The following is a 14328-nucleotide window of genomic DNA, read 5'->3' as shown; positions in this document are numbered from 1 at the left end:
GACGGGAGAAGCGAATGAGCGATTCTGCGATTGACCTGGACGATGTGCAGGGCGTCATCCTGCGCGGCTACCGCGTCAGGCTGGTGCGGCATTTCGTGCTCACGATCACGGATGCTGCGGCGACCGGCAAGCTGATCGAGGCGCTGGTGCGGGGCCGCGCTGGTTTTCCCATGATAAGCAGCGCCAGGATCATCGAGCCGAAACCCTCCTCGTTCCTGAATATCAGTTTCAGTGCCGCCGGCCTGGCCGCGCTCGGCGTCACTGCCGCGCAACTCGCCAGCTTCGACCCGGCATTCCAGCGCGGCGCGACCGATCCTGTCACGGCCGCCACGGTGGGCGACTTGGGGCCGAGTGCGCCGGAACGCTGGATTGGCGGCCTGGACAATGCCGCCCGGGTGCATATCGTGCTGAGCTTGTGGGTAGCCAGTTCCGCCGAGGTGATGGAGACTGTGTCGGTGCAGCTGCGCGCCGCTTTTGTGGGCGGCGTGAGCGAGCTGTACGTGCAGGATGGCGGCGAGTTTCCCGACAACACCGTCCATTTCGGCTATCGCCATGGCATCGCGCAGCCGACGATCATCGGCATGCCGCGCCGCGAACGGGATGCGCCCGATGCGCAGCCACACGTGCCCGCAGGTGAATTTCTGCTTGGCCACATGAATGCGGCGGGCGGCACGTATCGTGTCTTGCCGCAGGAACTGTCGAGCAACAGCAGCTATGGTGTATTTCGTATCCTGGAACAGGACGTGGCCGGGTTCGAGGCGATGCTGGCGCGTTATGCGGCCGAGACCGGCATCGATACCGAGATACTGGCGGCGAAGCTCATGGGGCGCTGGCGCAACGGCAATCCGCTGACCTTGACGCCAACGGCGCAAGGCGCGCCGCTGCCGGATGCGCAGTTGAACAGGTTTGAGTTCGTCGGCAGCGATCCTGCCACGGACGATACGCTGGGCCTGAAGTGCCCAATTGGCGCCCACATCCGGCGCAACAATCCGCGCGACGCCGCCGTGATCGGCACCGACAGCACCCATCACCGGCTCGTGCGGCGCTCGATACCGTATGGTCGGCAGTATGATCGCGCGCGCCCTGACACGCACGAGCGCGGGCTGATCGGCTTCTTTATCAATGCGAGCATCCGCAACCAGTTCGAATTCCTGAGCAGCGAGTGGAACCGGAGGGATGATTTCGTGAAATCGGCGACCGGCCCCGAGGGCGCGGTGGCCGGCAATGCCGTCTACAACATCAGCGGCGAGGATTTTCTTGCAGGCGTGAACGATCCGGCCAGCAGCGCGTTCACCCTGCCCGGCAAGGGTCCGAAAGGCAGCGCCAACCGGACCCTGGACGGCTTTTCACGGCTGGTGACCACGCGCGGCGGGGTGTACTGCTTTTTCCCGAGCATCAAAGGACTGCTGTACCTGGCGCAACTGACAGCCGCCGCCGGGAGCACGCCTTACCAACGGTAGCTTGCCGTGACAATGATCTTGCGCGCTTCGCCATAAAAGCAACCGTAGGTGCAACTGCCGATAGTGGTCTTGTCCGCCAGATTGGTGACGTTGAGCGCGAGTTTCCACGGCCCGGTGCTGTAGCTGGCCATGGCATCGATCAGCGTGACGGACGGCACGATCACGGGCGTGCCATGCGCCGCGCCATGCGTGCTGCCCACGTAGCGGGCGCCGGTGCCGATCCGTAAACCGGGCAAGCCGGCCGCGCCGAAGCCCTCATCGCCCCAGATCGAGAACTGCTTGTACGGCACGCTGTCGACACGCCGCCCTTCGCGTTCCGGATACAGGGGGCTCGCCTTGGTGGTGCGGGCGTCGGTGTAGGCGTAGGCGGCGATCAGGTTGGCGCTTTTGCCGATCCGGGTGCGCGCTTCCAGTTCCAGGCCGCGCGAACGCACTTCGCCTGCCTGCATGGCAAAGTTGGCATCCTGCGGGTCTTCCACCTGCACGTTCTGGCGGGTCAGCTGGTACACCGCAGCCGAGAGCAGCATGTCGGCGCCCTTGGGCTGGTAGCGCAGCCCGGCTTCGAACTGCTTGCCTTCGGACGGCTTGAAGCGCGCGCCGGTGCGGTCGACGCCGGTGGTCGGCTCGAACGATTCGCTGTAGCTGGCAAACGGCGCCAGGCCGTTGTCGGCCAGGTACACCAGCCCTGCCCTGCCGGTGAAGGCATGGCTTTTTTCATTGTCGGCCCGTACGCCGCCAAAGAATCCGGCTTCGTTGTAGCGCATCATGTCGTAGCGACCGCCCAGCGAGGCCACCCATTTCTCGCCCACCTTGACCTGGTCCTGCGCGTAGACGCCGATGCGCTTGCCGTCGGCCTTGTAGGCGAAGCTATTCGGCGCGCGCTCGCTACCCACGGCGCTGCCGTACACCGGTGCGAACAGGTCGAGATTGGCCAGCGTGCGCGTGTAGCGTTCGGTTTCTTCGCGTCCGCGCGAGTAGTCGACGCCCGCCAGGATGGTCTGCCTGACGGCGCCCTCGCCCAGCTGGTATTGGAGCGACGTGTCCGACACCAGCGACGAGGAACGGTCGGCGCGCTGGGTGGCCCAGCGCAGGGCCGTCACGCGGGCGCTGGCGTCAACGCCGCCCCACACCTCGGTGTAGTCGAAGGCGTTGCTCGCATGGGCATAGCGCAGGCTGTTTTTGAGCTTGAGCCGCTCCGTGAACGCATGCTCGAACAGGTATCCGGCGCAATACCGTTCCAGCGCGAACTGATCGAAGCCCGGCTCGCCCACGAAGCGCTGGCGCGCAATCGGGCCGTTGGCGTTGGGCAGCACCGTCCCTTCGGCGGGCAAGCCGTAGACATTGACTGTGCGGTCTTTTTGATAGTCTCCCAAAAACGTGAGTGAGGTCGCCGCGTTCGGTTTCCACGTCAGCGCGGGCGCCACGAAACGGCGGTTGTCGGGTACGTGATCGATGAAGGTGTCGCTGTCGCGCCAGAGCGCGGTAAGGCGGTACGACCAGACGCCGTCGTCGCTCAGCGGGCCGCCAAGATCGGCCGATACCTGTTTGCGCTTGAATGAGCCTCCTTCCAGATTGATTTCGTGCACCGGCTCCGCCGTGGGACGCTTGCTGACCGTGTTGATGATGCCGCCAGGCCCGCCCGCCCCGAACAGGACCGACGCGGCGCCCTTGACTACTTCGACCCGTTCCAGGCCATACAGTTCCTGGCGACCGTCGTAGCGGGTGACGCCGTAGCGGGTGCCGTCGCGGTAGTGGTTGCCAAGGTCCGAGGTGGCCTGGAAGCCGCGCAGGAAAAACTGGTCGGTGGTGCGGTCGGCCGCTTCGTTACGGGCCACGCCGGCCACGTAGGCGAGCACGTCTTGCAGGCTTTGCGACTTGAGGGTATCGATCTCCTCCGCGCCGACCACGCTGACGGACTGCGGCGTTTCAATGATCGGCGTGTCGGTTTTGGTGGCCGTGGCGCTGCGCCGGGCCACGTAGCCGCGGATGGGACCACTTGCGGTCTCCGGTTCGGCGTTGTCGAGCACGGTAATCGTCGGCAGCACGGCGGCCTCGGGCCGGGCCGCCGGACGGGCGGCCGGCCGCTCGGCCAGCTTGACCAGGGTGTAGCTGCCGTTGGCCTGGCGCAGCGCTTGCAGGCCGTGTCCGCGCAAGACTTCGTCGAAGCCGGCCTGCACGCTGGTGATGGCGTTCAGGCCGGCGCTGGTCTTGCCGTTCAGTAGCGTTGCATCGGCGGACAGCTCGATGCCGGCGGCGCTGGCGAAGCTGGTCAAGGTGCGGTCCAGCGGGCCGGGCGCGATCTGGTAGCTGCGCGCCGGTGCGCTTTGGGCCTGGGCCGGCGTGGCCAGGCCCATGCCAAGGCCGAGGCCAAGGCCCAGCCCGGCCAGCAAAACGGCGCGCACGGCGGCCGCGCCACGGTGGAGAGTCAAGGCCGGTCGATGCGCTGAGGGTGCGATGGAGGAATGGCGGTACGGATGGGTCATGGTGCGATCCTGGTTCGAAGAATGCGGGAGTGCTTACATGTATCCCGAACGAGAACCGGAAACCCTCAAGCCGAAACGACGATTTCGGTAAAAAATCTTACACGGCATTATCAACGGGCGCGCACGGTGACCCAGTAGCGGCTGCGATAGGCCACGGCGACCGGCAGCGCCAGCGCCAGGTTGCGCAGTGCGCGGTCGGTATCGCGCAGCGAAAACACGCCGGTCACGCGCATGGCGGCAATGGCGGGATCGCAGCGCAGCAGGCCCGGCCGGTAGCGCGCCAGTTCGGCGACAAAGTCGGCCACGCGCATGTCTTCGGCCACCAGCAAGCCGTCCGACCAGGCGGCGGCGCTGGCTTGCACCGGCCCGGACGGCTCGATGCGGTCCTGCGAAAATGCCGCGCCCTGGCCGGCGTCGATGCGCACGGCAGCGTGAAGATGGTTGTGCGCCCGCAACTCGACAGCCCCGTCGAGCACGCCGACACGCGTCAGATCCGCATGCTGGCGCACCAGAAAGCGGGTGCCGAGGGCTTGCACCACGCCATCGCGCGTGCGCACCCGGAACGGGCGTTGCGCGGCTATCGGATCGGGCGCGGTCGTGACCAGGATTTCGCCGGCGCGCACGATCACAAGGCGCTCGGCGCCGCCGAAGCGCAGGTCGATCGCCGTGGCGCTGGCCAGCACCACGTGGCTACCGTCCGGCAAGATGAGCGCGCGCGTGGCGCCGGTGGCGGTGCTGTGATCGGACGCGATGCGGTCCCAGGTTTCGGGGCCGCGCAGCGACCAGGCGGCGCCCGCACTCACGCCCAGGCCCAGTAGTTGCAGCGCACGGCGGCGCGTGACCCAGGCGCTTGCCGCAGGCTCGCGCAAGGCGTGCTGGGCAATCTCGCGCGGAACGCTGACCAGCTTGTCTTCTACGGCTTGCAGGCGGCGCCAGGCGCGTTCGTGGTCCGGATGGGCCGCGCGCCACGCGCCGCACGCAGCCTGGTCGGCCGCGCTGGCCTGGTCCGACCACAGGCGTGCCATCCAGGCGGCGGCCTGGCTGACGGTGGCGGGGTCGAGCGGGGCTGCGCTCATGACGCGATCGCGCCCTGCTGCGCCGGGGTGTGCAGTGCGCTGGCGCACACCTGCAAGGCCGTGGCGATGTACTTTTCCACCGACGAGACCGACACCTGGAGGCGCTCGGCGATGTCGCGGTAACTCATTCCTTCTAGCTTGCACAGCAAGAGCGCCGAGCGGGCCTTGGCCGGCACGCAGTGCAGCAGCGCATCGATCTCGACCAGCGCTTCGAGCGTGATGGCGCGCGCCTCTTCCGACGGAGCGTGCGCCGCAGGCAGCAGCGCGATGGCCTCAAGGTAAGCCAGTTCGATCTGGCGCCGCCGGTACAGGTCGACCACGAGGCCGTTGGCGATCTGGGTCAGGTGGCGGCGCGACTGCCCGGGCGGCGGCACGCGGCCGCTGGTGATGATGCGCAGATAGGTGTCATGCGCCAGGTCGGCCGCATCGCAGGCGTTGCCCAGCCGTTTGCGCAGCCAGCCGCGCAACCAGCCGTGATGGTCGGTGTACAGCGTTTCAAGCGCGAGTGGAGGTGGGGAACTGGACATGCAAGCGATCACTTAAGAATGAGAATTATTCTCAATTGTAATGCTTGCTGGGTAAGCGGGCAATTTAATTGCGCGATCCAGGGCCTTGCGCGGTCCAGGGCGCCGGACCGGAATGGCGCGACCGTGGCCTGCGCCGCGCTTAATCGCCCTGCGAAAAGCGCCCTACCCAGCCTTGCTCCCCAGTCTCGGGGGGAGCGCTGTCGATCTGCTGGGTCAGCCGCACCAGTTCACCGTCGCGCCGGCGCAGCCACACAGCGCCGCGCCAGCGGCCATGCAGAGCGAGCGAGAGCATAATGTCCTGGTCCAGCCCGGGCGCCTGCTCGGCGCCGCGCAGCAGGCCCTGATGCTGGCCAAGCACTTCCTCGGGGGCATAGCCGGTGAGCGCGCCAAAGGCGTTGTTCACGTCGGAAATGACGCCCTGCTGGTCGCTGATGAACATCGCATCGGGCGCGCGTGCAAAGACCTGCGCCTGGCGCCGCATTTGCTCTCCGGCGGCGCTGCGCGCGCTCACATCGATCACCACCGCGCGGCAGGCTTCGCCATTATTGGACAAGGTGGTGCGCACTTCCACCGTGCGCCGGGCGCCGTCCTTGGCAACGATCACCACTTCGCAGTGCGCATCGGACATCGTCGCAAACAGGGACTTGAGGCAGGCCGCGAGGCGGCTACGGTCGGATTCGGCGACAAACACACCGAGGCGCTTGTCGATCACGCGGGCCCGTTCGATACCGAGCAGGCGCGCGGCGGCCAGGTTAAGCTCGGCAATCTTGCCGACCCGGTCGAGCGTGAAATATGGCACGGGCGCGAAATCGAACAGCTCGGTGTAGCTGGCCAGCGCAGCCTCGATCCAGGCGCGCGCCGCTTCCAGCTGCTCGTTCTGCAATTGCAGTTCGATCTGGTGCACCTGCAGTTCGTGCAGCAGGCGCTGCGGATTGTCGAGGTGGTGCTCGCCGCTGGCCAGCGCGCGCCGCTGTTCGGACAGCCGTTCCTGCGCGCGCAGGCGCAGTTCGGCATCGGCGGGTGTCGGTTCATGGTTCATGATTGTTGTCCTGATTGGTGCGGCGCTCCAGCACGCCCTGCACCTCTTGCACGATCCGTTGCAAGTCCGCGCCGGGCGCACCGCCTTGCTGCAACACCAACTGGGCCTGGCTCAGTATGTGCGCCAGTTGCCTGTGTTCGGTCACATCTTCCTTGACCGAAATAAAGTAGCCGGGCTCGGGAGAATACAGCGCACAGTTGATCCATTGCGCTCCGTCATTGCAGGAGACATCCAGGCGCTCCGGCGTGCCGCTGGTCGCCACCCGCACGCAGGCGGCGAACAGGTCCGCGTTGAAGGGATAGATCGAGCCCGCCAACGCCGACTGGCGCTGGCCGACCACTTCTTGCAAACCGGTCAGTTCCTTGAACTTCGGATTGACTTCAAGGACCACGAAATCACGCGGCACGCCATAGTCCAAAATCAGCTGGTGGCAGGCAACCGCATTCAGGGAATGCTCCAGCAATTGCCGGAAACGCGCTTCAGCGCGCTTTTGCTCGGTAATTTCCCAGGCCATGCCGGAGACGCCGATAATCGCCCCCGCCTGGTCGCGCGCGGGCTCGGCAAAAAAGTCGTAGTAGCGGGTGACGCCATGCAGGTGCGCACTGGTTTCGGCACGCACGCTCACGCCTTGCTCGAGCGCCTGGCGTTTGAGCGCGCTCAAGCGCGCGGCGTCTTCCGGCGGCAACAGCTCGGCGTCGGTCTTGCCGATGGCGTCGCCCGAGCGCACTTGCGGCTGCAAGTTGTGGACCCAGGTGTAGCGCAAGTCGCGGTCCTGGCTGAACACCGTCAGCGGCGCGTGTTCGATGGCAATCCGGAAGCGCTCGTCGCTGAGCCGCAAGGCGTGTTCCAGCGTTTTCGCGGCGCTGATGTCGATAAACGTGATGACCACGCCATCGATCCGGTTGTCCTGGGTGCGGTAAGGCATGATGCGCACCGTGAACCAGCGGCCGTCGAGCGCGCTGACCTGCACTTCGCGGAACACCAGCGAGCGCAGCACTTCACGGGCGTCCTCGGCCAGCGAGGGGTAGTCGAGCATGCTGACCAGGTCGGTGACCGGGCGCCCGGCGTCGCTCGGAATAAGCTTGATGATGGCGGTGATCCGATTGGTGAAGCGCCGGATGCGCATGTCTTCATCGAGAAACAAGGTGGCGATGTTGGTGCTGTTAAGCAGGTTTTTCATGTCGTCGCTGGCTTGCGACAATTCGTCGACCTTGGCCGACAATTCATGATTGACCGTCTGCAACTCCTCATTCATCGACTGCATCTCTTCCTTGGAGGTGGTCAGTTCCTCGTTGGTGCTTTGCAATTCTTCGTTGGTGCTTTGCAATTCCTCATTGGTCGATTTCAACTCTTCCTGCGAGGTCTGCATCTCTTCGCGCGCGCGTTGCAGCTCCTCGCGCGATTGGGCGATTTCTCGCGTCATCGCATCCATGCGCTCGGCCTCGACGCCGCCCGGCTGGCCCTTGCGTCGCGTTCTTGGGCGCGCGGCCGGCTGGTCCGAGAACACGATCAAGACCATGCCGCGCAGCGGCGCCGGTTCCTGCAGGCTGTGCACCTCCACATTGACCAGCAGCGCACCGTCGTGGCCGCCCACGCGCAATCCCCTGAGCACCTGGCTGCCCTGCTCGCGCACGACGCGGGCGAAGACTTCGTTCAAGGCGCCGGCCAGCCCCTCGCGCGCCATGGCGAAGATGTTCAGGTTGGCCTTGCCGGCGGCCGGTTCGAGGTATTTACCGGTCTTGCCGCTGATGTAGATCAGGTCGCCCTTGTCGGTGGTGAGGACGGCCGCCGGCGAAAAGCGTTGTTGCAACAGCGAGTCGATCAGGATTTGCACGCTGGAACCGCCCGGCTGGACCTGGGCGGCGGCCGGAATCGCTTCGACCAGCCCTTTGCGGGCACGGCCATAAATCGATGCCGGAAAATCGACCGGCTCGGTGCGCGGACTGCTTTCGCGGCGCTGGTAAATGCGCGTCTTGCCCGGCCACGCGGTAAACAGGTCGCTGGCCGCACCCACTGTTTCGGCGCTGCCCAGCACCAGGATGCCGCCCGGGCGCAGGCTGTAGTGAAACAGGGGCAGCAGCTTTTTCTGCAGGTCCGCCTCCAGGTAGATCAGCAGGTTGCGGCAGGTCAGCAGGTCGAGCTTGGTAAACGGCGGGTCCATTACCAGGTTCTGCGGTGCGAAGGTGACCATCTCCCGGATTTCCTTGCAGACCCGATAGCCGCCATCGCGCTCGACGAAATAGCGGCGCAGGCGCGTTTCGCTGACATCGGCCACAATATTGCCGGAAAACTCCCCGGCGCGCGCGCGGCCGATCGCGTCGCTGTCGAGATCGGTGGCAAAAATTTGCAGGGTGAAACGTGCTTCCGGCTTGATGCGATCGACGCTATCGCGAAACGCCATCGCCAGCGAATACGCTTCTTCGCCGGTGGAACAGGCCGGGGTCCAGGCGCGCAGGATGGCGCCTTGCGGATGGGCCGCCAGCAGCGCGGGAATGGCCTCGTTCTCGATCTGGTCCCACACGGCGCTATCGCGGAAGAAACTGGTTACGCCGATCAGCAATTCCTTGAACAGCAACTGGGCTTCTTGGGCATTCTCGCGCACGTAGCGCACATAGTCGGCGATGCTGCCCAGCTGGTGCAGGCTCATGCGGCGCTCGATGCGGCGGTAGATGGTGCTTTTCTTGTAGAACGAAAAATCATGCCCGCTTTGGGCGCGCAGGATCACCACGATCTTGTCGAGCGCGCTGCCGTCGGCATCGGAAAAGCTCAGCTCGGGCGGCGTCACCGGTAACGGCGCGTGGCGATGGTAGGCGATGATGCGGGCGGCCAGCTCCTCGGCGGGCGCCACCACGTCGGCCAGGCCGGCGTCGATGGCGCTGCGCGGCATGCCGTCGAACTTGGCCGACTCCGGATCTTGCACGAACACGGCTCCGGCGCATTCCTTGATCGCCCCCAAACCGAGCGAGCCATCCGCGCCCATGCCGGAGAGAATCACGGCGATGCTGTTGGCTTGCTGGTCGGCGGCGAGCGAGCGCAGGAAAAAATCGACCGGCAGGCGCAGCCCGCGCGGCGCGGCCGGTTCGAGCAGGTGCAGGACGCCGTGCAGGATCGACAGGTCGCAGTCGGGCGCGATGATATACACATGATCCGGCTCGACCCGCAGGCGGTCGGTGATTTCGACGACGGGCATGCTGGTGCTGCGCTGCAAGAGCTCGACCATGATGCTTTTATGTACGGGATCGAGATGCTGCACGACCACAAACGCCAGGCCGCTGTCTTCCGGCACGCCCGAAAGGAACAATTCGAGCGCTTCGAGTCCGCCGGCCGAGGCGCCGATGCCGACGATGGCGCGCGGCGTGCCGCCCGGATGGGCTGTCCGGGTATCGGGCAGGGTAGCGGGCGGGTGCGGTGTCGTGCTGGTTTTTCTCATGGCAAGCTGAAGGTACATCGTGGGAGTTAAACCGCGTCGCTGGCGGCGGCAGGCGTCGGGACGTACTATAACATTCGGACCTGCGGGCCGGCGCCCTTGCTTGCATCGGCATCCGGCAATGCGAGCAGCTTGCGCACGCGCTGGCGCAGGCCGTGCGGGGGGGCCGAGCAATCCGGCTTGCCCCTGGGGGGCTTTGTGCGCAACGGACGACATGCTGTGTATAGCCACGCCCGTCGGGTAGGATGAACTGCGATGGCGTCGCACCGCGTCGGGTCCGATGCTCGCACAGCCTTGCGTGATCTGAACTGAGCAAGGGCTTCGGCAGGCGTGAAACGGATGTGACGATGAAGATCTGCTCGCCAGGCTGGAGCGCTGGAGGTTGACCGTGTCGATGACTGCGTCACGCTAGCCGTGCCGGCGTTCCGCCAAAATCACTTGACGCGCAATAGCGCCTCCACATCCCGCGCGCCGTGCAAAACGCGGACAAGCTCCACCCCACCTTTAGTCGGCAAGTAGAAGACAATGTAGCGCTCGAAAGGAAAACTTCTCAAACCGTGGCTCAGATCCTCCCGCAAACGACCAAGATCGGGCTGCTGGGCCAACAGCTGTATTTTTGCACTCATCCTGCCGATGAAAGCGTCTGCCTGCGTCACACTGTCCTGCGCGATGAAATCCCATATCTCGTCAAGGTCGATCCGGGCGCGGGGACGGACAGTAACGGCGCCCATTCATGCACCGTTTTCTGCCTTGATGGCGCGCCTAGCGTATCCCGCCCGAGTGATATCGTCAGCATCCCAATGTACAGCAGGTCCGCTGCTCAATCCATCCTCGATATCCTGACGTAGTTGAAGGTGCTTTGCCACTCGCGTTTGGTCGTGTTCTTGCATGAGACGCAGAGCGTCCTGGACCACCTCGCTCGCCGATGCGTACATACCAGACGCAAGCTTTTCGCGCACCATTTGTTCAAACTGCGGCGCTAACGCTATTTTCATGGTCATTCTGAACTCCCCGATCGCTGATGGTGACATGGCATCAGTTGTAACTATTTGACATCTGTACGACGAAAAGGTTCACCCCTTGCCTGCCTGCGTGTCATTGACGTCGTCCATATTCCTGCGGGTGCTGCGAGCGCAACGTCTGAGAATAGTACCCCAACCGTCGAAAAAGCAACCACGCCTGCCTTCTTCGTGGCTATGGCCCCGTCAGCATGACAAGGGGAAAGCCGGTGAAGGCCAATCGTCCGCTCAGCGGCGGTGACATGTTTACTGACTCCAAGCGTGGTGATAATCAGTCAGCGGTTTACGCATCACCGAGTATTCGGTGCCGGCCGAATGCATCGCATGGGTACTTCCTGGAATGCAATCCATTGATACCGCTCTGTCACCACGCGAAGGAAAGCATGGCGCCCGGCGCCGAGGCGATCGATGTCTGCCGGGTGCGCGACGTTGCTGCGGTGGCGGCATGAACGCTTGCACGATGCTGGAACTGGGGCCAGCCGGGGCGCGCGAGGATATCTTGCGGGACACTGTGCTAGGATTGCCAGTCTTTGATAGTCGCAGCGCCACCACGGCCCATCAGTGGGTGCTTGAGGAAACCCCGGTTGCGCTGGTCTACAACGGCATCACGCACGCTGTCATGCTGGCCACGCCGCAAGAGCTGGAGGATCTTGCGCTGGGTTCGGACTCAGTGAAGACCCTGTTCACCAAGAACATGACGTGTTCGAGATCGGCATTGCGGCCCGGCCGGAGGGGGTAGAAGTGGCCATCCGCATCGTTGGCAGCTCCCTGCACCGCAGTAAACAGGCACAGCACATGCGGACCGGGCGCACCGGCTGCGGGCTGTGCGGAGTGGAAAGCCAAGCGCAGTTTTCCGCGCCCAGTCGTGTCGTTGCTCATAGCACGCGCGTCAGTGCAGCGGCGTTGCATCGCGCCATGGCATCGCTGCCGCAACATCAGCGTTTGCATCCACTAACCGGCGCCGCGCATGCGGCCGGCTGGGCGGACGCGGACGGCAAGCTGCTGCAGGTGCGCGAAGACATCGGCCGCCACAACGCCCTCGACAAACTGATCGGCGCGCTCGTTCGAAGCGGCCTCTCGCCGGCACAAGGGTTTTGCGTGCTCACCAGCCGCGCCAGTTATGAAATGGTGCAAAAAGCGACCCGGGCCGGGGTCGGCCTCGTGGCGGTCCTGCGGGTGGCGGAGCAATCCGGCTTGACCCTGGCGGGCTTTGTGCGCAACGGACAGCATGCTGTGCATAGCCACGCGGATCGGGTGGGATGAGCCAGATGACGCGTAGTTATTTACGCGTTCCATGAGTCGCCACAGCCAAGCTGACGTCATTGCGTCGAGTGCCGACGATCGCGCAGCCTGAAATCTCTCTTGCGGCACATCATTTACAAGCTACGAGTACGTCTTTGCTCGAGGGCAGATGCAGCGCCATTCCTGATCAGCTCGTCTTAGCTCTCATTCGTAATAGACAATAAATACAAGATTGACATCACCACTTCCTTAGAGATCTCCCGCACTAGAAAATGCAATATTTTAAATGTTGATTATGTGCCATCTTGATCTATAGCCCCATCAAATGGAAAACAACAGAAAACATTTGTTGGTCATCTAATGTTGCGATTTAGAAACAAACCTGGTCTATCCATTTTCTCAAGGTCAAATATGTCTTCATTTTTCAAAGTTTACGCGAATGCTCCAAATCTAGAAGGGGGCGAACCTATCGGAAATGGTGACTGCGTACCGCTTGTTCAGCATTTTACGAAGGTCGGGCACACGAGCACATGGCGTCCGGGTTTACGTGTCATTGACTCCGTCCATATTCCGGTAGGTACCGTGATCGCTACGTTTGAGAATGGCATCTACCCCAACCGTCGAAAAGGCAACCACGCCTGTTTTTTTCTTGGCTATGGCCCCGTCAGCATGAAAACGGGGAAACCGACAAGTATCAAAGTGATGGATCAGTGGAAAACCAGGAATCCCTATAAGATAGCATCACGTACAATTAATGCCAGAGGGAAAAGTCACGCAGAGGGCAACCCGTATCACGACTCCGACAATGCCGATACCTTTTACGTTGTATGGTGAAAAATATGAAGATGCCAGTGATTGGAGTTGTTGTTTTTCTCGCTTCAGCAGCACATGGAGCAGAGCAGAAAATTCAGTGCCCGGTCCGCTATCCTGTCCAATCGGTGAAACTTGCGGAAGTCCCTAAGGGGTGGGATGGAAAAGGCAAAGTAGGCGCCAATCTTCTGCTCAGCGGCGGTGGGGTGTTTACAGGCTCCGACGAAGACCGGGCAGAATTGATGGGCGGCGCGTCCATCAAAACCAAAGAGGGTCATGAAGTCACCTACCCTCTTACGGTCGGTGAGAAGTGGTTTTTCTGTAACTATGGAGGCGGCGGAATCGAGTTGTTGCATCGCATTGCCGCGAGCGCTACCCAATGCGTGGTGAAAACCAAACGGGTAAAGCCGGGGGAGAATCCCGACGTCAGCATTAGCTGTAAATGAACGCGTGATAGCGGCGCTGTACAAGGACCGTGGCAGTGTGTATCGCCGCCTGAGATTAATGTTCGATATACACCTTGTCGCGAATGAATTGCAGATGCGCCTTGAAGACGGCGTTTTCTTTCAACGACAGCGAGGGATCGAAAACCAGTTCGCCCCCATACGCCATCCCCGGTTCGCCGGCCAACTGCGTCTGTCCGCGCGCGGCGAATTTTTGCGCACCCTGGCGCATGATCACTTTCAAGGTGCTGGAATCAACCCCGCCGCCGCAAAAATATTTGTAGGGAACGGTGACTTCGGCGATGCCGTTTTGGTCGAGGTCGGTGACAGTAATGTACTTGGGGAAAAAGTTGGCCGATGAATCCACTATGGGACAGTCATTCTCATCCTGGATCAGCCACTCGCGGGCCCAGCGGTTGGCTTTGCGCACGTACAGCGAGGCGAACAATTCGTGGCGTTCCTCGTCGTCGCCCGGCGTGGCGTTTTCCGCGCTCGACGTGCCGGTGCGCAAGCTGACCACCAGAATGTGCTCGCCGCCGGCATCGACGATGCGGGCGGCCTTGACCAGCTTGCCCGGCACGGCGATCCGCTCGGCTTTCAGGAACGCGGGCGTCACCGGCGCGTGCTGCACGGCGGCATGCGCCGGCAGCGATGCCGCGGAGATTAACAGCAGGCACAGGGGCAGCACGGAAACGGCGGATGTGATTGGCATGGTTGACGTGATATTCGAGAAACGGTGGGAGATGCGCATGTCACGGAAGTGGAATGGACGTGCCTGATCTTTTGCTTGTTCGCTGGAACA

13 protein-coding genes are annotated in these 14328 nt (G+C 63.3%); 5 read left to right on the top strand and 8 right to left on the bottom strand.

Annotated elements, in window-relative coordinates; all coding sequences use genetic code 11:
• Positions 1-14: 14 nt before the first annotated feature.
• A complete protein-coding gene (locus tag F2P46_RS10655) occupies positions 15-1460 on the top strand; it encodes a peroxidase (protein ID WP_166888664.1) in 1446 nt (481 codons plus the stop codon).
• On the opposite strand, the gene F2P46_RS10650 is transcribed toward F2P46_RS10655, so the two are convergent.
• The 7 genes from F2P46_RS10650 to F2P46_RS10620 form a co-directional block, all read right to left on the bottom strand.
• Complete coding sequence (locus F2P46_RS10650) at positions 1448-3814, bottom strand: TonB-dependent siderophore receptor (RefSeq protein WP_229509226.1); 2367 nt, start codon at positions 3812-3814, stop codon at positions 1448-1450. The genes F2P46_RS10655 and F2P46_RS10650 overlap by 13 nt on opposite strands.
• 239 nt (positions 3815-4053) lie before the next feature.
• Complete coding sequence (locus F2P46_RS10645; protein WP_229509219.1) at positions 4054-5019, bottom strand: FecR domain-containing protein; 966 nt, start codon at positions 5017-5019, stop codon at positions 4054-4056.
• Positions 5016-5546, bottom strand: a complete 531-nt coding sequence (locus F2P46_RS10640) for a sigma-70 family RNA polymerase sigma factor (protein WP_166888658.1) — start codon at positions 5544-5546, stop codon at positions 5016-5018. The genes F2P46_RS10645 and F2P46_RS10640 overlap by 4 nt, the downstream gene beginning before the upstream one ends.
• Before the next feature lie 139 nt (positions 5547-5685).
• Positions 5686-6585 (bottom strand): PAS domain-containing protein, encoded by a 900-nt coding sequence (locus tag F2P46_RS10635; protein ID WP_166888655.1) that lies wholly within the window; start codon positions 6583-6585, stop codon positions 5686-5688.
• A complete protein-coding gene (locus F2P46_RS10630; RefSeq protein ID WP_166888652.1) occupies positions 6575-10015 on the bottom strand; it encodes a chemotaxis protein CheB in 3441 nt (1146 codons plus the stop codon). Before F2P46_RS10630 ends, F2P46_RS10635 begins: the two co-directional genes overlap by 11 nt.
• Positions 10016-10446: 431 nt before the next feature.
• Positions 10447-10743 (bottom strand): type II toxin-antitoxin system RelE/ParE family toxin, encoded by a 297-nt coding sequence (locus F2P46_RS10625; RefSeq protein ID WP_166888649.1) that lies wholly within the window; start codon positions 10741-10743, stop codon positions 10447-10449.
• Entirely contained in the window at positions 10744-11013 is a 270-nt protein-coding gene (locus F2P46_RS10620) for a type II toxin-antitoxin system ParD family antitoxin (RefSeq protein ID WP_166888646.1), read from the bottom strand.
• A 463-nt stretch (positions 11014-11476) separates the two neighbouring features.
• Here F2P46_RS10620 and F2P46_RS10615 point away from each other — a divergent pair, with 463 nt between their 5' ends.
• The 4 genes from F2P46_RS10615 to F2P46_RS10600 all read left to right on the top strand — a co-directional run bounded on the left by F2P46_RS10615 (position 11477) and on the right by F2P46_RS10600 (position 13529).
• Positions 11477-11770 carry a hypothetical protein gene (locus tag F2P46_RS10615; RefSeq protein ID WP_166888643.1) on the top strand — a complete coding sequence of 98 codons (294 nt, stop codon included), beginning with the start codon at positions 11477-11479 and terminating at the stop codon, positions 11768-11770.
• Complete coding sequence (locus F2P46_RS10610; protein ID WP_166888932.1) at positions 11731-12294, top strand: formate dehydrogenase accessory sulfurtransferase FdhD; 564 nt, start codon at positions 11731-11733, stop codon at positions 12292-12294. Before F2P46_RS10615 ends, F2P46_RS10610 begins: the two co-directional genes overlap by 40 nt.
• A 339-nt stretch (positions 12295-12633) precedes the next feature.
• A complete protein-coding gene (locus F2P46_RS38795) occupies positions 12634-13107 on the top strand; it encodes a BPSL0067 family protein (protein ID WP_368737907.1) in 474 nt (157 codons plus the stop codon).
• 5 nt (positions 13108-13112) lie between these two features.
• A complete protein-coding gene (locus tag F2P46_RS10600; protein WP_166888637.1) occupies positions 13113-13529 on the top strand; it encodes an STY0301 family protein in 417 nt (138 codons plus the stop codon).
• Between the two features lie 55 nt (positions 13530-13584).
• On the opposite strand, the gene F2P46_RS10595 is transcribed toward F2P46_RS10600, so the two are convergent.
• A complete protein-coding gene (locus F2P46_RS10595) occupies positions 13585-14238 on the bottom strand; it encodes a M949_RS01915 family surface polysaccharide biosynthesis protein (RefSeq protein ID WP_166888634.1) in 654 nt (217 codons plus the stop codon).
• Positions 14239-14328 lie beyond the last annotated feature (90 nt).

This window comes from Massilia sp. CCM 8734 (assembly GCF_011682155.1).
GTDB lineage: Bacteria > Pseudomonadota > Gammaproteobacteria > Burkholderiales > Burkholderiaceae_D > Telluria_A > Telluria_A rubra.
Note: the sequence above shows the minus strand (reverse complement) of the source record. Positions and strands in the feature narration are given on the sequence as shown.